General features: G+C 65.9%; 23 protein-coding genes and 2 pseudogenes. 9 read left to right on the forward strand and 16 right to left on the reverse strand.

Features of this window, described 5'->3' with window-relative positions; all coding sequences use genetic code 11:
* Window positions 1-12 precede the first annotated feature (12 nt).
* Window positions 13-501, reverse strand: coding sequence for a RidA family protein (locus SY91_RS31145; protein WP_006481155.1), 489 nt, complete (start codon window positions 499-501; stop codon window positions 13-15).
* Between the two features lie 227 nt (window positions 502-728).
* Here SY91_RS31145 and SY91_RS31150 point away from each other — a divergent pair, with 227 nt between their 5' ends.
* Entirely contained in the window at window positions 729-1,028 is a 300-nt protein-coding gene (locus SY91_RS31150) for an H-NS family nucleoid-associated regulatory protein (protein WP_006481154.1), read from the forward strand.
* A gap of 172 nt (window positions 1,029-1,200) precedes the next feature.
* Here the strand turns inward: SY91_RS31150 and SY91_RS31155 are convergent, their stop codons facing one another.
* Together SY91_RS31155 and SY91_RS31160 are read right to left on the reverse strand one after the other, a co-directional pair.
* On the reverse strand, window positions 1,201-1,533 hold the full coding sequence (locus SY91_RS31155) for a cupin domain-containing protein (RefSeq protein WP_023476713.1): 333 nt from the start codon (window positions 1,531-1,533) through the stop codon (window positions 1,201-1,203).
* A gap of 453 nt (window positions 1,534-1,986) precedes the next feature.
* The gene (locus SY91_RS31160; protein ID WP_023476714.1) at window positions 1,987-2,910 is read right to left on the reverse strand and encodes a LysR family transcriptional regulator; all 924 of its coding nucleotides are present in this window, start codon (window positions 2,908-2,910) and stop codon (window positions 1,987-1,989) included.
* A 66-nt stretch (window positions 2,911-2,976) separates the two neighbouring features.
* Here SY91_RS31160 and SY91_RS31165 point away from each other — a divergent pair, with 66 nt between their 5' ends.
* The gene (locus tag SY91_RS31165; protein ID WP_023476715.1) at window positions 2,977-3,594 is read left to right on the forward strand and encodes a LysE family translocator; all 618 of its coding nucleotides are present in this window, start codon (window positions 2,977-2,979) and stop codon (window positions 3,592-3,594) included.
* A 78-nt stretch (window positions 3,595-3,672) separates the two neighbouring features.
* Here the strand turns inward: SY91_RS31165 and SY91_RS31170 are convergent, their stop codons facing one another.
* Entirely contained in the window at window positions 3,673-4,305 is a 633-nt protein-coding gene (locus SY91_RS31170) for an FMN-dependent NADH-azoreductase (protein ID WP_023476716.1), read from the reverse strand.
* 132 nt (window positions 4,306-4,437) lie between these two features.
* On the opposite strand from SY91_RS31170, the gene SY91_RS31175 reads away from it, so the two are divergent.
* Window positions 4,438-5,316 (forward strand): LysR substrate-binding domain-containing protein, encoded by an 879-nt coding sequence (locus tag SY91_RS31175; protein ID WP_023476717.1) that lies wholly within the window; start codon window positions 4,438-4,440, stop codon window positions 5,314-5,316.
* Window positions 5,317-5,393: 77 nt separating this feature from the next.
* On the opposite strand, the gene SY91_RS31180 is transcribed toward SY91_RS31175, so the two are convergent.
* On the reverse strand, window positions 5,394-6,656 hold the full coding sequence (locus SY91_RS31180; RefSeq protein ID WP_023476718.1) for a saccharopine dehydrogenase family protein: 1,263 nt from the start codon (window positions 6,654-6,656) through the stop codon (window positions 5,394-5,396).
* Between the two features lie 43 nt (window positions 6,657-6,699).
* Window positions 6,700-7,616: pseudogene (locus SY91_RS31185) on the reverse strand (acetoacetate decarboxylase).
* 250 nt (window positions 7,617-7,866) lie between these two features.
* On the opposite strand from SY91_RS31185, the gene SY91_RS31190 reads away from it, so the two are divergent.
* Window positions 7,867-8,274: a DUF3224 domain-containing protein gene (locus SY91_RS31190; RefSeq protein WP_023476720.1), complete on the forward strand. Its 408-nt coding sequence runs from the start codon at window positions 7,867-7,869 to the stop codon at window positions 8,272-8,274.
* A gap of 9 nt (window positions 8,275-8,283) precedes the next feature.
* Here SY91_RS31190 and SY91_RS31195 read toward each other — a convergent pair whose 3' ends face one another.
* The 4 genes from SY91_RS31195 to SY91_RS31210 all read right to left on the reverse strand — a co-directional run bounded on the left by SY91_RS31195 (window position 8,284) and on the right by SY91_RS31210 (window position 11,975).
* A complete protein-coding gene (locus SY91_RS31195) occupies window positions 8,284-9,849 on the reverse strand; it encodes a methyl-accepting chemotaxis protein (protein WP_023476721.1) in 1,566 nt (521 codons plus the stop codon).
* A 412-nt stretch (window positions 9,850-10,261) separates the two neighbouring features.
* Complete coding sequence (locus SY91_RS31200; RefSeq protein WP_023476723.1) at window positions 10,262-11,107, reverse strand: MBL fold metallo-hydrolase; 846 nt, start codon at window positions 11,105-11,107, stop codon at window positions 10,262-10,264.
* A gap of 18 nt (window positions 11,108-11,125) precedes the next feature.
* Window positions 11,126-11,452: a hypothetical protein gene (locus tag SY91_RS31205; RefSeq protein WP_027805988.1), complete on the reverse strand. Its 327-nt coding sequence runs from the start codon at window positions 11,450-11,452 to the stop codon at window positions 11,126-11,128.
* Window positions 11,445-11,975 (reverse strand): hypothetical protein, encoded by a 531-nt coding sequence (locus SY91_RS31210; protein WP_006481143.1) that lies wholly within the window; start codon window positions 11,973-11,975, stop codon window positions 11,445-11,447. Before SY91_RS31210 ends, SY91_RS31205 begins: the two co-directional genes overlap by 8 nt.
* Before the next feature lie 168 nt (window positions 11,976-12,143).
* Between SY91_RS31210 and SY91_RS31215 the strand changes: the two genes are divergently transcribed.
* The gene (locus tag SY91_RS31215; RefSeq protein ID WP_023476725.1) at window positions 12,144-13,037 is read left to right on the forward strand and encodes a LysR substrate-binding domain-containing protein; all 894 of its coding nucleotides are present in this window, start codon (window positions 12,144-12,146) and stop codon (window positions 13,035-13,037) included.
* 57 nt (window positions 13,038-13,094) lie between these two features.
* Here the strand turns inward: SY91_RS31215 and SY91_RS31220 are convergent, their stop codons facing one another.
* Window positions 13,095-14,000 (reverse strand): LysR family transcriptional regulator, encoded by a 906-nt coding sequence (locus SY91_RS31220; protein ID WP_006481141.1) that lies wholly within the window; start codon window positions 13,998-14,000, stop codon window positions 13,095-13,097.
* Between the two features lie 116 nt (window positions 14,001-14,116).
* On the opposite strand from SY91_RS31220, the gene SY91_RS31225 reads away from it, so the two are divergent.
* Both SY91_RS31225 and SY91_RS31230 read left to right on the forward strand, forming a co-directional pair.
* Window positions 14,117-14,707: a flavodoxin family protein gene (locus tag SY91_RS31225; protein WP_023476726.1), complete on the forward strand. Its 591-nt coding sequence runs from the start codon at window positions 14,117-14,119 to the stop codon at window positions 14,705-14,707.
* A gap of 74 nt (window positions 14,708-14,781) precedes the next feature.
* Entirely contained in the window at window positions 14,782-15,837 is a 1,056-nt protein-coding gene (locus SY91_RS31230) for an aldo/keto reductase (protein WP_023476727.1), read from the forward strand.
* 86 nt (window positions 15,838-15,923) lie between these two features.
* Here SY91_RS31230 and SY91_RS31235 read toward each other — a convergent pair whose 3' ends face one another.
* The 4 genes from SY91_RS31235 to SY91_RS31250 form a co-directional block, all read right to left on the reverse strand.
* Complete coding sequence (locus SY91_RS31235) at window positions 15,924-16,151, reverse strand: tautomerase family protein (RefSeq protein ID WP_023476728.1); 228 nt, start codon at window positions 16,149-16,151, stop codon at window positions 15,924-15,926.
* A 42-nt stretch (window positions 16,152-16,193) separates the two neighbouring features.
* Window positions 16,194-16,883 (reverse strand): carboxymuconolactone decarboxylase family protein, encoded by a 690-nt coding sequence (locus SY91_RS31240; RefSeq protein ID WP_409557537.1) that lies wholly within the window; start codon window positions 16,881-16,883, stop codon window positions 16,194-16,196.
* A gap of 103 nt (window positions 16,884-16,986) precedes the next feature.
* The gene (locus SY91_RS31245; protein ID WP_185642899.1) at window positions 16,987-17,184 is read right to left on the reverse strand and encodes a hypothetical protein; all 198 of its coding nucleotides are present in this window, start codon (window positions 17,182-17,184) and stop codon (window positions 16,987-16,989) included.
* Window positions 17,181-17,591, reverse strand: coding sequence for a cupin domain-containing protein (locus tag SY91_RS31250; RefSeq protein ID WP_023476731.1), 411 nt, complete (start codon window positions 17,589-17,591; stop codon window positions 17,181-17,183). Before SY91_RS31250 ends, SY91_RS31245 begins: the two co-directional genes overlap by 4 nt.
* Before the next feature lie 130 nt (window positions 17,592-17,721).
* Here SY91_RS31250 and SY91_RS31255 point away from each other — a divergent pair, with 130 nt between their 5' ends.
* Window positions 17,722-18,630, forward strand: a complete 909-nt coding sequence (locus tag SY91_RS31255) for a LysR family transcriptional regulator (protein WP_023476732.1) — start codon at window positions 17,722-17,724, stop codon at window positions 18,628-18,630.
* A 219-nt stretch (window positions 18,631-18,849) separates the two neighbouring features.
* Here SY91_RS31255 and SY91_RS31260 read toward each other — a convergent pair whose 3' ends face one another.
* Entirely contained in the window at window positions 18,850-19,563 is a 714-nt protein-coding gene (locus SY91_RS31260; protein ID WP_043887792.1) for a TetR/AcrR family transcriptional regulator, read from the reverse strand.
* On the opposite strand from SY91_RS31260, the pseudogene SY91_RS31265 reads away from it, so the two are divergent.
* Window positions 19,503-20,330 (forward strand): annotated as a pseudogene (locus tag SY91_RS31265) (prenyltransferase/squalene oxidase repeat-containing protein); the annotation flags it as partial. The gene SY91_RS31260 and the pseudogene SY91_RS31265 overlap by 61 nt on opposite strands.
* Window positions 20,331-20,361 lie beyond the last annotated feature (31 nt).

Genomic DNA, 20,361 nt, shown 5'->3' on the forward strand with positions numbered 1-20,361 from the left:
GGCCATTCCATATCAGCCGGGCGTGCCGCTGCGCTTCAAGCCGAAAATGAAATCGGCTTCGACCGACGCGCCCTTCGGCAATTGCAGCACGCCGACCGACGAACGCGTATGGATGCCGGCGTCGCCGAGCACCGCGACCAACACGTCCGACGCGCCGTCGGCCACTTCGCTCTGCATCGTGAAGCCGGGCGCGCTTCGCACGTACACGGTCATGCGCGGTACCGTCGCGATCGCATCGAGCGTGCCGCAATGCTTGCGGATCAGCGACAGCGCGCGCAGCGCCGAGATACCGGCTGCCCGGCGGCCATCGTCCAGCGAAACGGATTCGCCCACGACGCCGACGAAATGCACGACTTCACCGATTCGCGGCACCTGGCCGGCAATGTAGGCCGTGCTTCCGTCGACCAGAACGGGCGTGTACTTTCCGCCGATCCTGATCGTTTCGTCCGGATCGAATCCGAATTCGGCTGCGACCTGTTTCAGTTTGTCATCCCTGTTCATCAGTGAATTCCCCAATCCCTCTGAAAAAAGATAAAGAATAATTGAGTCTCCGAAGCTTGTCCCGCACGAAAAGATCGGTCACGAACGATCCAGTCAAACCACTTCTCAGGTGTTCGAAGCAGTCGCGGATTGCCATATCGGCAATGGAATTCACCGTCTCAGCAATTTTCTTCATCATTTCGGTTGAAACCGCTATCATGTATGGACACAAACCTGAAGAGTGATATATGGCAACTTACAAGGAACTGAAGGCTCAAATGGACGCTTTGGCCGAGAAAGCCGAAGCCGCGCGCGCCGCTGAATTCCAGGCGGTCGTCGACGACATCCGCACCAAAGTCGCGGAATACGGCATTACCGAGAAAGACATTTTCGGTACACGCCGTGGTCGGCCGGCCAAACAAGCGGGCGCCCCCGTGCAGGCAAAGTATCGCGATCCGAAGACCGGGGCGACCTGGTCGGGCCGCGGTCGCGCGCCCGCATGGATCAAGGATGCGAAGAATCGCAATCGATTCCTGATTCAGGAATAAGCATCCCGGCATGGGCCGGCGCGCGATTCAACGCGCCGTCCGGCGATTTGGGCATTGATTGGCGCATCGATACCGGCGGGTTTCCAACGCCGCTCCGGTTGACGAGGTCTTGCCCGATCGGCGTGTCGCGCACTGGCCAATCGGCCAATCGCACCGCACGCCAATCCTTTCTTCAGCGTTCATAATAAACGGCAAGCCAGACGGTTTGCACTTCGTCATGCGTCCACGCGACACGATGACGGCAATGCGGCTCGATCAGCACGTAATCTCCCGCGCGCATATCGAGCCGCGTTGCATCTTCTTCGAATTCGAGCACGGCCGCGCCGGACAGCAACACGACCCATTCGGCCCGCGCGTCGTCATACCAGAACCCGTCCGGGCTCGCATGGCCCATCGATACGATTCGCTCGACGTTCACGCGCGGGCTCGTCACGAGCAGGTCGATTCGCTCGTTGCCGCCGCGCCGCCCGTCGACGCTGAATAAATTACCGGTTTGAAGTTGCATCGCTTCGCCTCGTCGTTGATCGTCGGGTAAATGCTGCGGCTTTAAAGACGACGGAAATGGTCGCATCAGCCTGACATTGCGCTGGTCTGCACGGACGTCGTCAAATGTCTGATAAAAAGATGAAGAGTGGGTGCAACTTTACCGACGCTCATTCATTGGCGCGATAAAGTACATCGCGACATTCTTTTAGCGACGCGCGCGCCATAGCGCGCCATTTCGGTAAAAGCCGGCCGACATCCCGCCGGCGTCCGCAGCGTCGGGCCAAGCTCTTCACGCAAATAACGGGCTTGCGAGCACGCGTCGATCGACGCATTTTCCGTTCGCAGGCCGGCATGAGCAAGCATCGGCACGGACATTCATTCTTTATTTCGATTCGAGGTCGTGTTTGCCCGATGAACGACAATATTGTCCGGGTCGTTGATATCGATGCGAGTGCCGACGAAGCAACCCCCGTCAAACCATCTCCCTCAACCACGCCAGCAACGCCGCCTGCGCACTTCCTTCCGCCACCGGCGCCGGCGTCAACAGGTAGTAATCCGATCCATCCTCGACGAACCCCATTGGCGCGACCAGCACACCGCTTTCGATGTCGTCGCGCACCAGATGCCACGGCCCGATCGCGACGCCCAACCCCGCAACGGCCGCCTGCAGACTGAAGTAGAAGTGATCGAACCGCTGCCCGCGCCCGTTCGCGGCCGGCTGATTCGACGCCGCCGCCCACGCGTTCCATGCGTCCGGCCGGGTCCGCGTATGCAGCAGCGCGGCGTCGGGCTTCAACGCGCGGCCGCCGCGCCGCGATGCAAACCACGCGCCGACCTTGTCCGGCCGGCAAACCGGCCCCACCCGCTCGGCGAACAGATGCTCGGCGTGATACCCCGCCGGCCACGCGAAATCGTTGCGACGTATCGCCATGTCGATACCGCTGTCGAACGAGAACGGGCCGCCCGCGGCGGCCAGATGGATATCGACGCCCGCATGCCGCGCCTGGAAATCCGGCCAGCGCGGGATCAGCCAGCGCATCAGCAGCGTCGGCTCGCACGACAGGACCGAACGCCGCGCACGGGCGGCCTCGGTGCGCAACGCGTGGGCGGCGTGACGCATCAGGCCCAGCCCATCATGGACGGCCCGGGCGAGTGCGCGGCCCGCCTCGGTCAGGAACACGCGACGACTGCGCCGCTCGAACAGCGCCACGCCCAGATCGTCCTCGAGCAGACGCACCGCGCGGCTGACCGCGCCGTGGGTCAGGCACAGCTCGTCGGCCGCGCGACCGAAATGCTCGTGACGCGCCGCCGCGTCGAAACAACGCAGCGCCATCAGCGACGGCAGGTTCGTACGAATCGATTGTGATTCGAACTCACCATTCTGGTCAGAAATCATCGTTTTTCCTGGTGAAGCCCGATCGATAGGATTGTGCCATCAACCCACCCAGCGCAGGAGAAACGTATGACCGAATGGATAGTCGTAGTCACCATTACGCTGCTGGCCGTCATCAGCCCGGGGCCGGACTTCGCGATGGTCACGCGCAACAGCCTGATGCTGTCGCGTCGTTCCGGCGTGCTCACCGCATGCGGGATCGGGCTCGGCGTAACGGTCCACGTGAGCTACACGCTGCTGGGCGTCGGGCTGCTGATCCGTCAGTCGCCGTGGCTCTTCAATGCCGTCAAGCTGATCGGCGCGATCTATCTGATCTACCTCGGTGCGAAGATGCTCATGACGAAATCCGGCGGCGTGCAAGCCGACAGCCGCGTGGCGGCGCTGTCGGATCTCGCCGCGCTGCGCACGGGCTTCCTGACCAACGCGCTGAATCCCAAGACCACGGTGTTCATCGTCAGCCTGTTCATGCAGGCCGTCCGGCCCGACACGCCGCTGATCGTGCAGCTCGGCTACGGCGCGTTCATCGCGGCCGCACATGCCGGCTGGTTCAGCCTCGTCGCGATGTGTCTCTCGGCCACGGCTGTCCGCGATCGGCTGCTGTCGCTGCGACACTGGATCGATCGCACGTTCGGCTGCCTGCTGGTGGGCTTCGGCGTCGCGCTCGCCATCGCACGCGGCGGGCGCTGACGCTCGACCCGCACGGATGCGCGGCGGCGGGTGCTCTGCGGCGGGGTGCCCTGCGCCGGGTGCCCCGCACCACCAACCTCAGAACGTCCGTGCGATCGTTCGTGCCTCGTCGATCGCCCGACTCCGGTCGACCTTCCCGTCCGGGCCGAACAACGTGCGCTCGACGACGATCCCCGTGATGTCCGTCACGCCCACGAACTTGAGCCACGTTTCCATGTAAGGGCGCTGCAGATCGAACTCGGCGGCCGGCGTAAACGACCCCGGCGACTGATAGGCGAGCCCGCGCGCGTAGACCACCGCCGCCTTTTTACCGGCCAGCTTGCCGGTAAAACCCGTTCCGTCGAACGTGAACAGCACGTCCTTCTGCGAGATCACGTCGATCAGGTGCTTGAGCTTGTACGGAATGCTGAAATTCCACAGCGGCACGCCGAACAGGAACTTGTCCGCTTCGTGGAACGGCGCCGCGAGCCGCTCGATCTGCTGCCACGCAGCCGCCTGCTCCTGCGTCAACGCCGTGCCGCTCAGTCCGGCATATTTCGCGGCCAGCGCGGCGCCATCGAATTCGGGCATCGCCAGATCCCAGATGTCGAGCTTCCGGATCTCGTGATCGGGATGGGCCTGCCGGTACGCGTCGAGAAATGCCTCGCACACCTCGATGGATGCCGAATAGGCCTTGTTGGGTGAGCCTTCGATATAGAGCACGCGTGTCATGGCGCCGATCCTTGTCGAGCGTGACGACGGCGCGCGGGATGCGCGCTCGCCCACTGCCCTTCGCAGCCTAGCGGGTCGGCCTATAATCCGGAAACGATATTAATTGATCAAACTAACCCGGATTGGTGATGAATGAACGCTCCCCTCGACACGGCACTGCTTCATACGTTCGTCGCGGTCGCCGACGTGCGCAGCTTCACCGGCGCCGGGCGCCGGCTGAACCTCAGCCAGTCCGCGGTCAGCGCGCAGATCGTTCGCCTCGAGGAGCAGGTCGGCCAGGCGCTGCTCATGCGCAACACGCGCAGCGTCACGCTCACCGCGCATGGCGAGACGCTGCTCGGCTACGCGCGCGCGATGCTCAATCTGAGCGAGGAAGCGCGCGCCAGGCTGGGAACGGGTGACGCGATCGACGTCAAGCTGCGGATCGGTGTATCGGAGGACTTCGCAACTGGCTGGCTGCCGGACCTGATGCGCCGTCATGGCGCCGCGCGGCGCGGCCTGCGGCTGGATCTGGTCGTCGACATCGGCGACAGCCTGTTTCAACGGCACGCCAACGGCGAATTCGATCTCGTGATCGGCAGCCGGTGCTCGCACGCGGGCCACGGCGCGACGTTGTGGCAGGAACCGCTCGTCTGGGCGTTCGCGCGCCACGAGCCGCTTCCGGAAGGCGACGTGCCGCTCGCGTGCTTTCCCGATCCGTGCCCGTACCGCGGCGCCGCCATCAAGGCGCTCGCGCTGGCCGGCATGCGCTACCGGATCGCGTGCGAAAGCCCGAGTGTGACCGGCATCCGCACCTTCGCGCGGGCCGGCATCGCGATCGCGCCGGTGCCGCGCAGCGCGATCGACGACACGCTTCGCGAATTGGGTTTGCCCGAAGGCTTGCCGGAATTGCCGGCGATGGAATTCGTGATGATGCACGACGCGCGGATGCCGGCGGCCGCCGAATTCGCCGCGATGATCGTGGACGAAGCGGCCGCCCGCACGGGCACGGGCACGCGTCGCCGTGCGTAGCGGGTAGAGTCCGCCAGCGTACCGGCGAAGGCATCCACGCCCCCCGCGGCTGCTCGGATAGCTGACGCGAACTGCGCTCAGATCACCTCGAAACGCAAGCCCGCGTGGCGAACGAGACGATCGACGAAACGCTCGTCGAACATCGTCGCGGGCGTCCAGAAACCGCCGCCGCGCCCGATCTTCACACCGTCACGGCTGCCATCGATCGCGAGGCTGATCGCGGCCTGGCCGAGCATCTTGCCGGTCGAGCCATAGCCGGGATCGCGATCGCCGGTGACTTTCACGCGCAGGGTTCTGCCGTCGTCCGTGCGGCCGAAAAAGCGCAAATCGTAGCGGCCGGCCCGCTGCGCGTCGACGCTCGGCCCCTCGCCGGGCTTCGGCAGCAGGAAGCGCTCCATCAGGCCGCGCACGGGCCCGATGAGAACGCCCACCATGAACGCACCGAGGCCCGCCACCATCGTCAGCGCGCTCACGCGCCCCTTCAGGCCCGTGCCCGTCATCACGGCTTCGTCATAGGTGAAGCGGCTGCCGTACGCATTGCCCGCCAGCGCATTGGAGCGGTGCACGACGCGCTCGTTGATCGCCGCCATCACGAACGGCGCGATCCACGCATCGCAGTCGCGATCGAATTCGGCGGATCGAACCGCATGCTGCCGCACCGTGAAGCCATGTCCTGGCGGGCACAGCGAATAAGGATCGAGCAGTTCCCGGCGCAATGCCGGATCGGCCGCCGCTTCGCGCACGACGTTGATCACGCTGGCCACGGTGCCGCCCGACGCGCCGCCCTTCAGCGTCTTGACGCGCATCTTCACGTGAGCGGCCGGCACGCCCCACTGCTGCCGCGCCTGTTGCTGCAGGAAGAACACGCCCATGTCCGACGGCACCGAATCGAAGCCGCAGCAATGCACGATGCGCGCGCCCGATTGCCGGGCCGCAGGCTCGTACTTGTCGATCATCCGCTTGATCCATTGCGTCTCGCCGGTGAGATCGCAATAGTCGGTGCCGGTCTGCGCGCAGACCCGGACCAGCGGCTCGCCGTACAGCGCGTAGGGGCCGACGGTGGACACCACCACCCGCGCTTGCGCGCACAGCGCCCGAAGCTGCGCTTCGTCGGCCGCGTCGGCAACGATGATCGGTACCGACTGCCCGGCCGCGCCGAGCGTATCCCGGACTTGCCTGAGCTTTGCGTCGGACCGGCCCGCGATCGCCCAGCGCAGCATCTCGCCCGCACCCGCGCCGGACAGATAGTCGGACAGATAGTCGGACAGATAGCGGGCCAGAATCTGCCCGACGAAACTCGTGGCGCCGAATACGACGAGATCGTAGGTCGGTTGCGGCATGGACGACTCCTTCGGCGCGCGCACGTCGCACGCAGCCGTATCGTTAGCGTGGCTTTCCGGGTTCATCGAAGGCCGTCAACGGCGTCGGCAGATTCAGCACCAGTTGCGCATCCTTGACCACGTCGAGACGCATGATGGTGGATGCGCCGAGCCCGTCGAGCAACTGGCTCAGCGGGCCGCCGTGCCGCACCAGCTCGACGTTGCGCGGCAACAGGCGCTGCGCGAACGACAGCATGTTGGTCTGCACCGACGACTGGTGCCATTCGCCGTCGATGCGATTGACCATCGTCGCGGTGCTCATGTGCGATTGCGACGGAACTTGCGTCAGCGCCGGCAGCGGCACGCTCAGGCTCAGATCCGGCCGGCCGCCCGGGCCGGCGATACGTGCGCGCGCCGTCGCGCCGATGTCCACGTCGATATCCGCGAGCCACTTGGGCAGCTGATAGCCGTGCACGCCGCGCACCCGCGCGATTTCCGTCGTGACCGGCAGCGCCAGCACGTGCGCGAAGAAACTCCGGCGCCGCATCGAGTCGATCAGCTCGAGCGCGTGCGACCCTTTCGCGCCGGGCCGGCGGATCACCACCGCGACGGATACTTCGTCGTACGGATCGTTGTCGCACACCGAATACGAAAAGAACGTCAGCGCGACGAGCCCGTAGCCGGGCAGCGCCAGCAGCGGTTCGATCGGTACGGGAAGCATGGTTCTCAGGCGGTCGAGCGGCGCCAGGAACAGCAGCTGAATGCTGCTGGAGCGATAGTAGAAGTTCGGCGCCCACGTCGGGCCCACGCGCGACATCACCTGACGCTTCGGAATCCGGCGGAAAAAATCGATGTCCCCGCGGCCGGGTCGCGCGCCACCGCGTCCAGGTCCGGATTCATCCGGAACCGGTCGTAGTAGCCGCCCTCGGGCACGTCGACCGTATGCGGCCCGAATTCGACCTGTGTAAAACGCCTGTCCATGTTCGTTGTCTCCCGTCGATGGTCGATCGGGGCAGGCAACACCCGAAGCCTGCCGATTCACCGTCGTCAGCAGGCACTCTAAGCTTTAAGTCAGCTTCAAGGTCAAGGCGCCTAGTAGAGGAATATGTCGGACTGCGGGGGCGCGATTTGCCGGCGGCGTCGTTTCATCGGCGATTGCGCGCCGCGATCGGCCCATCGCCGACAGCATTCGCCTATAGTGCCGATTGCCCATTCAACGAGGAGAACAGTCATGACACTGCAGGCCCGCGGTCCGTTCGAAGTGAAACTGAATCCGGAACCCTTGAGCAACGTCGCGGAAGGCAGCGGGCTCGGCCGCATGTCGCTGGACAAGCATTTTCACGGCGATCTGGAAGCCGTGAGCCACGGTGAAATGCTCGCGTTTCGCAGCAGCGTTCAGGGCTCGGCCGGCTACGTGGCGATGGAAACCGTCAAAGGCGTGCTTGGCGGACGCAAGGGCAGCTTCGTGCTGCAGCACAGCTCCACCATGACGCGCGGGCAGCCGACGCAGTCGATCACGGTCGTGCCCGATTCCGGCACGGACGAATTGCTCGGGCTGTCCGGCGCGATGCGCATCGACATCGACAACGGCCAGCATGCGTACCGCTTCGACTACGCATTGCCTGACGCGCCGCAATAAGCCCGCCCGTCACGCGAGCGCTGCTTCGCGCAGACGGAACTGCGCGACCGCCGCGCTCAGCCGCGCGCCCTGTTCGTCGAGCGACAGCGCCGCGGCCGCCGCCTCCTCGACCAGCGCGGCATTGCGCTGCATCGTCTGCTCCATCTGGATCACCGCGGCGTTCACCTGCTCGATGCCCGACGACTGCTCGTCGAACGCCTGGCTCGTTTCGCCCATGATCGCGTTGACGCGCTCGACCGCCGCGACGAGCTCGGTCATCGCCGAGCCGGCCAGCGCGACCAGGCTGCTGCCGTCTTCGACGCGTTGCGCGGAATGACCGATCAGGTCGCGAATTTCCTTCGCCGCCGCCGCACAGCGCTGCGCGAGCCCGCGCACCTCGGTTGCGACGACCGCGAACCCGCGCCCCTGCTCGCCCGCGCGCGCGGCTTCGACGGCGGCGTTCAACGCGAGGATGTTGGTCTGGAACGCGATGCTCTCGATCACGCCGACGATGCCGGAAATGCGCGTGGAGCTCGTCGAAATTTCCGACATGGTCGCGACGACGCGCTGCATCGCTTCGCCGCCGCGCGACGCGATGCCGGCCGCGCCCTCGACGTACGTGCGCGCATCGCGTGCGTTGTCCGCGTTCTGGCGCACGGCCGCCGTCAGTTGCTCGACGCTCGCGGCCGCCTGCTGCAGCGACACGGCCTGCTGCTCGGTGCGTGCGGACAGGTCGACGTTGCCGCTCGCGATGGTGCGCACGTCGCCGACGATCGTCTCGGTGCTCGCACGCACCTGGCTCACGGTATCGACGAGGCCGTCCTGCATCCGCTTCAGCGCATTCAGCAGATACGCCATCTCGTTCTCGCCCGGGACGACGACGGTACCGGTCAGGTCGCCTTTCGAGATTTTCTCGAACTGATCGACCGCGAGATTGATCGGCCCGACGATCGCCTTCGCGAGCACGCGCTGCGCAACGAAGCCGACGACGAGCGCCAGCACCGCAACCGCCCCCATTCCCCACACGATCCGGTGGAAATTGATGCCGGCCGCCTCGTAGCGGGCCTTCTGGCGCGCGACCTGGAACGATTCGAGCGCGTCGATCGCCTCCTGGTAGGCGGCGAAAAGCGCAGGCGGCGCGGTGCGCTGCGTGTCGAGGAAGTTGAATGCGTCGTCGCCGTCGAGCTGTGACAGCGCCTTCAGGAACACGCGGTCGAGCAGCGCGCGCCGACGGCTTTGCAGCGTGTCGAACAGCGCCTGCTCGCTGGCGTCGCGCGCATGCAGATGCGTGTACGCGTCCAGTTCGTCGTTGCTCTGCTTGAGCAATGTGTGAAGTTGCGCGACTTCCTCCTTCGCGGGCTGGCCGGCGCTGATGATCTGCGCGACGTCGCTCATGCGTTCGCGCAGCACGAGCATCCGCTCGGAGCTGGTCTTCAGGTGCAGCAGCGACGCGGTGTCGTCGCGGTACATCGCCTCGAGCGAACCGTTGCCGATGGTGAGGGCCGCGATGCCCGCACCGACCACCAGCACGAGCAGCACGGTATAGCCGGCGATGGTCGCGACGAGTCCACCACGGATAGTGAGTTGTTTTCGCATGACGTTCCCTTGAGCCGGCCGGGCACGGCCAGCGGCGGAGGTGAATTCCGGAACACGAACGGCGCGCGCCATGACGCACTACGCGGCGCGGGGTTGCGAACGAGTTAACGGCGCGGGGAACGGGCGGCTTTTATCCGCACGCGACACGAATCTTGACGATTGCGACAGAGGGGGAAGGCGCAGCGCGGCTACCGGCGATCGCCGAGCCTCGAACGAATTTCGTCGGCCGACGCGCCGCGCTGGTGCGTGGCGATCTGCCAAACGTTTCCGCACGCGTCCCTCACCCTCAGCCGCCGGTCGCCGGACGGCATGTCGACGGGCGCTTCCAGCGGAATCGTCTGCAATGCGCAGCGTCCGTCGACAGATCGAATCGGAGTCGTCGACATGCACGTACTGAAACACCTGTATCGCGTCAGGCATCGGTCTCGTAAAACAGCCCGTATTCACCGCTCGCCCGCCTGATTCGCGCGAACCCGGGTTCGCCCAGATGCATGCCGGCGATCAACAGCCCTTCCGAGCTGACCCGGTCCAGCAGCCGCGAACGCGTGGTCGCTGCCTGCGACGCATCCTGGTCGAACGCAATCGACACGTCCGGCCGCCTGATCTGGATGTGCGGAAAATGCACGATGTCGCCCCACACGAGCAGGCCCTGATCGCCGGATGCGAGCAGGTATCCGGTATGTCCGTCGGTATGCCCCGGTAGCGGAATGGTGGCGATTCCGGGAAGCACCTCGCCTTCCTCGAAGGTCCGGAGCGCGTCGCGGTAAGCGTCGAATACCTGACGCGCGATCCGGAAATTGCCGCGGGCGCGCTCGCTGGCGCGGCTCAGGTTGCCGTCGTCCCGCCAGAATGCGACCTCGCGTCGATGCGCGACCAGCTCCGCATTCGGAAACGCGACGAGTCCATCGGCATGCACCAGCCCGCCGACGTGGTCGGGATGGGCGTGGGTGAGCAGGACGGTGTCGATCGCGGCAGGCTCGATGCCGGCGAGCCGCAAATTGTCCATCAGGCGGCCGCCCCATTGCTTGATGCCGCCGGCCCCGGCGTCGATGAGCACCGTGCGGCCCGCGCCGCGCACCACGTAGCAGTTGATGTGCACGGCGGACGGCGCCTGCTGCCCGGCCGCACGCTGCATCCCGGCGGCGTCGGTCGCGTCGATATTCGACAGGAAATCGAGGCTGGCCGTGAGGTAGCCGTCACTGATCGCGGTGATCGTGAAATCCCCGACACGTTGGCCGGGAAACGTAACGTTGGACATCGTGCTTCTCCGTAGCGGCTAGTTTCGGGCGTGAAGGTTCGGTGCGGCATGACCGAAGCAACGGATGCGTGCGGTCAACCCGGTGCGGCGGACGATAGCGTGATCGAGCGCTTCCATGAATGCGTTCATGACCGCGGGCGGGCGAGACGGCGCGTCGCGATACTGGATTTCCGCGAAAACGGGATGCCCGCAGCCATGCCGAACCGCGACGTAAATGACGTGGACGTTCGTGATTTCTGCCTGAAGGACCCGCGTACAAAGGTCGATGCAATCGTCGGACAGCTCGGCGAGGCGCGCGTCCGGCGGCATGCGTTCCGCATCGATATGGAAAGTCACGTTAGGCATCGCGGGCCGCCTTCGTCAGTTGTTCGGTCATCGGCGTGTAAAGGTAAAGGCCGGCCGGCACGTTGTCGCCAAGCGGAGCGGCGCGCCGCGGCAGGACCGCGAGCCAGCGACGCGCCGGAAACTGTTCCAGTGCGACGGCCTGCATGGCCAGCGGCTTCAAGCCCAGTTCGATCAGCGAGTCGGGCCCGCCGGCGCTCAGCACGAGTAGCTCGTCGGCATTGACCGCCGGCGCACGACCGATGTCGCTATAGAGATTGCGGTGCCAGTCGGTGATGTGCTGCTGCCATCGCGCGAAATTGCCGCCGCCTTTTTGCCGATATTCATCGCCGGTCAGCACGTCGAGGCCGTCGATCGTGTGAATGGCCAGATAAACGGGGCAGCCGTCGTTGATCGCCCTGAAACGCTGCGACGTGTGAAAGCCAGCCACCGAGATGAGGGCCGGCAGCTTGTCGAGGCTGTAGAAGTCGTTCCATTCGGCTTCGCTGGCAGGGTCGGCGAAGCTGCATTCCACGGTGTAGATCATCGGATTTTCCTTCGTGACGGATGCGCATCCTGCGCGTCGAATGCGGGATATTCAGTGCAGTGACGTAATGCTAATCTGCTGGTTTCCGCGTAGATATCGACTTAAAGTCAGTCTTCAGTGATATTTGATCAAGCTGATGGCCGAACGCGATACGACTCACGAGACCCCATGCGACGCAAGATCCCGAGCAATTCCGCGCTCCTGGCCTTCGAGGCGGCGGCCCGACATGGCAGCTTCGCCCGCGCCGCCGACGAGCTGGCCCGCACCGAGGGCGCCGTCAGTCGCCAGATCGGCCGGCTGGAGGCGTTCCTCGGCGTGACGCTGTTCGAGCGCGTCGGCAACCGGGTGCGGCTTGCCCCCAACGGCACGCGATACGCAGTGCAGGTGCGCGAGATTCTGGATCGGCTGGAACGGGACAGCCTGTATCTGATGGGGCAGCCCGTCGAAGGCGCGAGCATCGACATCGCCGCGATTCCGACCTTCGCGACCCGCTGGCTGATCCCGCGGCTGAAGCGCTTTCAGGATCGCCATCCAAACGTCACCGTGCATATCGCCGAACGGATGGAACCCTTCCTGCTGGCCGGCAGCGGATTCGACGCGGCCATTCACTTCGAGCATCCGGCCTGGGCCGGCATGCATCTGCATCCGCTGCTGGAGGAGGTGCTGGTGCCCGTCTGCAGTCCGGCGCTTCTCGAAGGAGTCGGCGCGAACCCGTCGCTGGATGCGCTGCCGCGCCTTCACCGGCGGCAGAATCCGGACGCGTGGCAGCGCTATGCCGACGAGACCGGCATCGTGCTGACCAATTCGGCGGTCGGCCCTCGATACGATCTTCATTCGATGCTGATCGAGGCCGCGCTGGCCGGCCTGGGCGTCGCGCTGGTGCCGCGCCTTTACATCGGCGCCGAGCTTGAACAACGGCGTCTGGTCGCGCCCTGGCCCGACGGCACGGCGGTGACGAAAAACTTCTGCCTCGTGCTGCCCGAGCCGATCGAATTGAGCGCGGCGCCGGTGCGGGCGTTTGCGGAGTGGGTACTGGGCGAGGCGCGAGATTTGGCGCGTTGATGCCGCGCCCGCTGTTCCTCGCGACACGGATTCGGAAGGGCCTGCTCCGCCGCCCCGCTAATCGAGGTACGGCTCCAACACGCCCCCGATCCAGTCCATGAACGCCCGCACGCGCGGCGAAAGATTGCGCCGATGCGCGACGACGAGCGACGCGGCAAGCGGCTCGGGCCGCAAGTCGGGCAACACCTCCACGAGCGCGCCGCTTTCGATGTGATGCGCGAGCGCCGAATAGCCGGCCTGGATCAGTCCGATGCCCGCCAGCCCGGCCGCATGATAGGTCTGCACACTGTTGACCTGCATCGCGCTCGGCAACGGCAGCCACGCATAGCCGTCGCCGTCCGGGTATTCCCAGCCGGGATGCCGCGCGCCGAGCGTCAGCGTGTAGTGAATCATCCTGTGCCCCTGGCTGTGCAGATCGGCGAGCGTACGCGGCACGCCATGCCGCGCCAGATAGTCCGGGCTCGCCGCATTCGTCATGCGCAGCCTGCCCAGCGGCCGGGCAATCAGCGTCTCGTCGGCGATCGGGCCCAGCCGGATCACGCAGTCGAACCCTTCCCGAACCAGATCGACACGCCGGTCGGTGCTGGAAAGCTCCAGCTCCAGATCCGGATGCGCGGCCATCAGTTGCGGCAGCGCCGGCACCACGACGCTGCGCGCCAGTTCCGTGGGCATGTCTACACGCAACCTGCCGCGCAGCGATGCGCCACGCCCCGAAAACATCGACTGCAATTCCTGCACTTCCGCGAGCAGGTCGGTTGCGCGCGCATAGAACGCGCGTCCGTCTTCGGTGAGCTGCACGCGCCGCGTGGTCCGATGCAGCAGTGCGACGCCCATGTCCCGTTCAAGCGTGCGGACGACCGTCGATACCCGTCCTTTCTGAATTCCGAGGCTTTCAGCCGCACGCGTGAAGCTCGCCATTTCGGCGACACGGGCAAAAATCAAAAGCGCATCAAGGTTCTGCATTGTTCATCCGGAAAGTAACAGAACGTTCAATCTGTCGTCGTTTATCACCCGATCGCCGCTCGCTAGAGTGGTTTCCCACGTCGTCCGAACGACGCTCCAACCGAAAGGAAACCCTCATGGATCAACTCAACCCGCCGGTGAAAACGGCCGTCGTCTACCACTCCGGCTACGGCCATACGCAACGGATGGCCGCCGCCGTCGCGGACGGCGCCGGCGCCGCACTCGTCGCGATCGATGCCGACGGCAACCTGGCCGACGACGCGTGGAACACATTGGCCGACGCCGATGCAATCCTGTTCGGCTCGCCGACCTACATGGGCGGCCCGAGCTGGCAGTTCAAGAAGTTCGCGGACGCGTCGTCGAAGGTCTGGTTCGAAAGCGGATGGCAAAACAAGATCTTCGGCGGCTTCACCAATAGCGCCAGCATCAACGGCGACAAGCTCAATACGCTCGAATACTTCTTCCTGCTGGCCGGCCAGCACGGCGGCATCTGGGTCAGCATGGACATCAAGCCGGCCAACCTGAAAGCGTCGACGCGCGACGACCTGAACCGCATGGGCGCCTACATCGCGCCGATGGCGCAGACGCCGGCCGATGCGTCGCCCGAAGAGATGTCGCCGGGCGATCTCGAAACGGCCCGCCGCTATGGCGCGCGCGTTGCGGCGATTGCCGGGCAGTTGCGGGCCGGCCAATCACGCTCCAACTAACATTCCGCCGTTCATGCGGGGCGCCACCGGCCGACGCCTCGCATCGTGTCCGGCCGATTCTGAAGGGCGCTGCAATGAAATACAAGCAATTGGGCCGCACCGGCCTCTATGTGTCCGAGCTGTGTCTCGGCACGATGACGATGGGCGGCAACGCGGATGCCGGCATGTGGGCGGCGATCGGCGCGGTCGGCCAGGACGACGCGAACCGCTTGATTGCCCGCGCGCTCGACGCAGGCATCAACTTCATCGACACCGCGGATATTTACTCGTTCGGCCAGGCCGAACGCGTGGTCGGGCAGGCGCTGCGCGACCTCGGCGTCCCGCGCCACGAAATCGTGCTGGCGACGAAGACGGCCGGCGTGATGGGCGCGGGCCCGAACGACCAGGGCGCGTCGCGCGGTCACATCATGGATTCGGTGCGGCGCAGCCTCGAGCGGCTGCAGGTCGACCATATCGACCTGTACCAGATTCACGCGAGCGACCCCGTCACGCCGATCGAGGAGACGCTGCGCGCGCTCGACGATCTCACGCGACAGGGGCTGATCCGTTACGTCGGCGTGTCGAACTGGCGCGCGGGCAAGATCGGCAAGGCGCTCGGCCTGAGTGCCGCGCTGCACGCCACGCGCTTCGAGACGCTGCAGGCCTACTACTCGATCGCCGGGCGCGACGTGGAGCGCGAACTGGTTCCGCTCGCCGTCGACGAGCAGATGGGGCTGCTCGTGTGGTCGCCGCTCGCCGGCGGATTGCTGTCGGGCAAGTTCGGCCCCGGTGCGGCGACCGAAGCAGGTTCGCGGCGCGGCCATTTCGATTTTCCGCCGGTCGATCTCGATCGGGCCTGGCCGTGCGTCGCGGAAATGCGCGCGATTGCCGGCGCGCATCGCGTGTCGGTCGCGCGGATCGCGCTCGCGTGGTTGCTCGCCAGGCCGGCGGTCACGAGCGTCATCATCGGCGCCAGGCGGATCGACCAGCTCGACGACAACCTCGGCGCGGTCGATGTCGTCCTGACCGACGATGAGCTGGCGCGTCTCGACGCCGTGAGCGCGTTGCCGCCCTGCTATCCCGGCTGGATGATCGCGCGTCAGGAAGCGGGCAGGATTCCCGGGCCGTTTACGCGCACCGCGTCGAAATAGGAGCGGCGGCACTTCATCTCATCGGTGGTTCGACGCGGGGGTGGCGAAGCTGCTCGTGTCGAACCGGGTGGGCGTGCGACGTGTGCTTACATCCGATAGCCCGGTTTCTTGTACAACGTTCCGGAACGCGCATCGATATCCGGACGATAGACTTCCTCCTTCCATCTATCCGCCGGAATCTCCTCGAAACCAACTGAAACGGATTCCTCACCATAACCGAGTATGTCCATCACGTCGCGCGTGATGGCGTCCGCGAGACGTTGCTTCTGTTCCTCGGTCTTCCCGGGCCAGGCTTTGACGATGACGTGGGGCATGACATCCTTCTCCGAAATTCGAAACGACCGCGTGCACGCGCATCACGCCGCGCGCCATGAAAATACGTCCTTGAATACCGGCAGCGCCGAAAAGACGTTCGGCCATCCCGCGTAGAACGCCAGTTGCGTCAACGTCTCGGACGCTTCGGCCTGCGTGAGCCCGTTGTCCATCGCACGATTCAGGTGATACGGGATTTGCGCGACCTGGCCGTTGGCGACGAGCGCGCTCACCGTCACCAGGCTGCGGTCGCGCGGCGCGAGCCCGGGGCGCAGCCACAAGTCGCGAAACAGCGCATCGGTCGTGTACTCGACCACGCCGGGCGCGACCGCGCCGAAGTTTTCCGAGACCGTCCGCGCACGCTGCGCCTCGGCTGCCTCGTTCAGCGGCAGCGGCGTGACGTCCGCCGGCGCGAGCTGATCGGGCCCGATGCCGCGTTCGTCATAGACATGCCTGACGATGATCGATGCGGCGCTCGCGTTGGCCCATCCCGCGTAAAAAGCCAGATGCGCGATCATTTCCGATATTTCCGCGGGCTTCACGCCGTGATCCAGCGCGAGACGCGCATGCAGCGGCATCTCGACGGTCTGGCCGCGGGCGATCAGCACCGACAGCGTCACGATGCTGCGATCGCGCAGCGACAGGTGCGGTCGCTTCCAAAGGCCGTCGAATACGGTATGGCTCGTGTATCGCTCGAAGGCCGGGGCAACCGCCTTCAAGGCGTCAACAGACAAGGGTTCCTGCATGGTGTCGGTCCTTTGCATGGTGGTGCACGCGGCGGCCAGCAGTGCCAGCCCTGTCGCGGCGACGAATCGCGACAGGCGCCGCGTGCGATCGTCAACGCGCGCCGTGCTGCGCATCGGTGACGTGTTCGGGCCGGTTGACGTCGCGCCCATCGAGTGCCTCCCGAAGCGCGACCTGCGTGCCGCTGCGCGCAACCGCGATGCCCGCGCTCGCCGCCGCATCGGCCGATGCGGCCGCTGCGGCGAACGACGCGCGGGCCGGCATCGAATTCAAGGCTGCTGGCGTATTCATCGCGGTCCGCCGCTGCCGAGGTATTGCTCGTCCGTGACCTTCTCCAGCCAACGGACGTTCTTGCCGTCGAGCGCTTCCTGAATCGCGACGTGAGTCATCGCGGTGGTCGACGTCGCACCGTGCCAGTGCCTGTGGCCCGGCGGGCACCAGACCACGTCGCCCGCGCGGATCTCGACGCGCGGTTCGCCGTCGCATTGCGTCCAGCCGCAGCCGGCGGTCACGAGCAGCGTCTGGCCGAGCGGATGCGTATGCCACGCGGTGCGGGCGCCCGGCTCGAACGTCACGCTGGCGCACGATACGCGCGCCGGCGGCGGCGGTGCGTTCAGCGGGTCGATCCGGACCGTGCCGGTGAACCATTCGTCGGGGCCCTTGATCGAGGGCTGCGAGCCCGCGCGCTTCAGTTCCATGATGTCGTCCTCTACCGAAAAGGGTGCCGCATGGATCGCTCCAGCGGCCAGCCATCCCACTTTAATGACTCGCGATTCATGCGACTAGATGGCAAAATCGGCATAGGCCTATGCTGTGATGCATGAATCAATGGAAGACTTCAACGATCTGGTGGCGTTCATGGCGGTCGCGCGCGAACGCAATTTCACGCGGGCGGCCGCGCAGCTCGGCGTGTCTCAATCGGCGTTGAGCCGAACGGTGCGGGCGCTGGAAGCGCGCATGGGCATTCCGTTGCTGACGCGCACGACGCGCAGCGTATCGCCGACCGAGGCCGGCGAGCGCTTGCTGGAATCGATCGCCCCGCGCTTTCAGGAAATCGAGGCGGAGCTGGAGTCGCTGCGCGCGATGACGGATCAGCCGGCCGGCAACGTCCGGATCACCGCGACCGACTACGCGGCGAACGAGTACGTGTGGCCGCGGCTGCAACCGCTGCTGCGTCGCTATCCCGCGCTCAAGGTCGAACTGGTGAACGACTATGGCCTGACCGATCTCGTCGCCGGCCGCTACGACATCGGCATACGGCTCGGCGACCAGGTCGCCAGGGACATGGTCGCGCAGCGTATCGCGCCGGACATGACGATGTCGATCATCGGTTCTCCCGAGTACCTGGCGTCCCGACCCGTGACGAAAACGCCTCAGGACCTGACGCAACACAACTGCATCAACCTTCGGCTGCCGACCAGAAACGCGCTGCTATCGTGGGAGTTGAGCAAGGGGCGCCGCGAATTGCAGGTTCGCGTCGAAGGCCAACTGACGTTCAACAACGTCTATCAGATGGTCGACGCGGCGCTTGCCGGCTTCGGGCTCGCCTATGTGCCGAAGGATCTGGTCGCGCATCACGTTGAAGCCGGCCGGCTCGGCTGGGTGCTGGAGGACTGGTTTCCGACGTTCGTCGGGCACCACGTCTATTACCCGAGCCGGCGCAAATCGTCGCGGGCCGTCGAGCTCGTGGTCGATGCGCTCAGGAGCGGCTATCAACGCAATGCGCGGCAAGCTTGAGCCGTCACGCCGGCGTGTCGACAGCGGGCAGCGCTGGAAACGCGATGCCCGCATGGACGCGCCGCCGCGGTATTGAACGGAAATCGAGCACCGCCGGCACCGCTGCGTCGAGTAACGGGCAGACGTGATCGGCAATCCCGGCTTCGATACGCGCGGTACGTCGAACAGCGCCGTCGAGCGACGTGACCTCGCCTGACGACCTCGATCCTGCGTCGCCCATCACTTCGGAAACACGCCTCTGCTCATCGCATCGAGCTGCCGAACGATCTCCGCGCGCAATTCGGCCGATACCTCGACGCTGTCGAGCAATTCCGAAATCCACAACCCGTCGGCCGCGAGCCGGCAGATCATCAGCGTCGCGGCCTGTTCGAGCGGTACCGGATCGGGCCGTGTCCATTCGCGCATCGGCACCGACCAGCGCGCACGCGTGTCCTGCTCGGTGATCATCGACGCGACCAGCACGCGCAGCACCTCGATACTCGCGGCCGGATTGGCCGCGTCGAGCACCGCATGCAGATACGCGCGCGCCGCCGCGCCGTCGCCGCTGGAATCGGCCGCCATCCGCGCGGTCAACTGCGCGCCGAACCGCTCGGTCGCCTGCCCGAACAGCGCATCCAGCAGCCCCTGCTTGTTCGCGAAGTGATATTGCAGCGCGCCTTTCGTCACGCCGGCCCGTTCGGCCACCGCATCGAGCGTCAACGCGGCCACGCCGTGATGCGTCGCGATCTCCGACGCGGCCGCCAGCAATTGCGCGCGCACCTGGTCCGGCGCTTTTTTTCGCCGCACGCCGGCCACGGCTGCGGCCGGCGCCGATGATCCTTCGGAGGCCCGTGTATCGGGCGTTCCAGCCGGTTCGACAGGCGCGGACACGTCGCGCGGCGCGATGCTCGATCGCCGCGGACGGCACGCACCCGTACGCGTCGCGCGTCGCACGCGCGCTCGACTGGATGCGCGGGCTGCAATCGCGCAACGGCGGCTTCGCGGCGTTCGACGCGGACTGCGACCGCATGTATCTGAACGCGATTCCGTTCGCCGATCACGGCGCGCTGCTCGACCCGCCGACCGAGGACGTATCGGGCCGCGTGCTGCTGTGCTTCGGCGTGACGAAGCGCGCCGCAGACCGCGCGTCGCTCGCCCGCGCGATCGACTACGTGAAGCGCACGCAGCAGCCCGACGGCAGCTGGTGGGGCCGCTGGGGCACGAACTACCTCTACGGTACGTGGAGCGTGCTGGCCGGCCTCGCGCTCGCCGGCGAGGACAGGTCGCAGCCCTATATCGCCCGCGCGCTCGACTGGCTGCGCGCGCGGCAGCACGCTGACGGCGGCTGGGGCGAGACCAACGACAGCTACCTCGATCCGAAGCTGGCCGGCACGAACGGCGGCGCGAGCACGTCGAACTGCACCGCGTGGGCGCTGCTCGCGCAGATGGCGTTCGGCGACTGCGAATCCGATTCGGTGAAGCGCGGCATCGCGTATCTGCAGTCGGTGCAGCAGGAAGACGGCTTCTGGTGGCACCGCTCGCACAATGCGCCGGGCTTCCCGCGCATCTTCTATCTGAAGTATCACGGCTATACCGCTTACTTCCCGCTGTGGGCGCTCGCGCGTTATCGGCGGCTGGCAGGGGCGAAGGATGCGGGCGCAACCAGGTCGTGCGCGTCCGGTGCGTCCGCCACATCCGTAACGGACGACGCGCTCGCCTGAGCCGGGACCTCGGCCGAAACGGCAACGCCCC

It is taken from the genome of Burkholderia cenocepacia (genome assembly GCF_014211915.1).
Lineage (GTDB): Bacteria > Pseudomonadota > Gammaproteobacteria > Burkholderiales > Burkholderiaceae > Burkholderia > Burkholderia orbicola.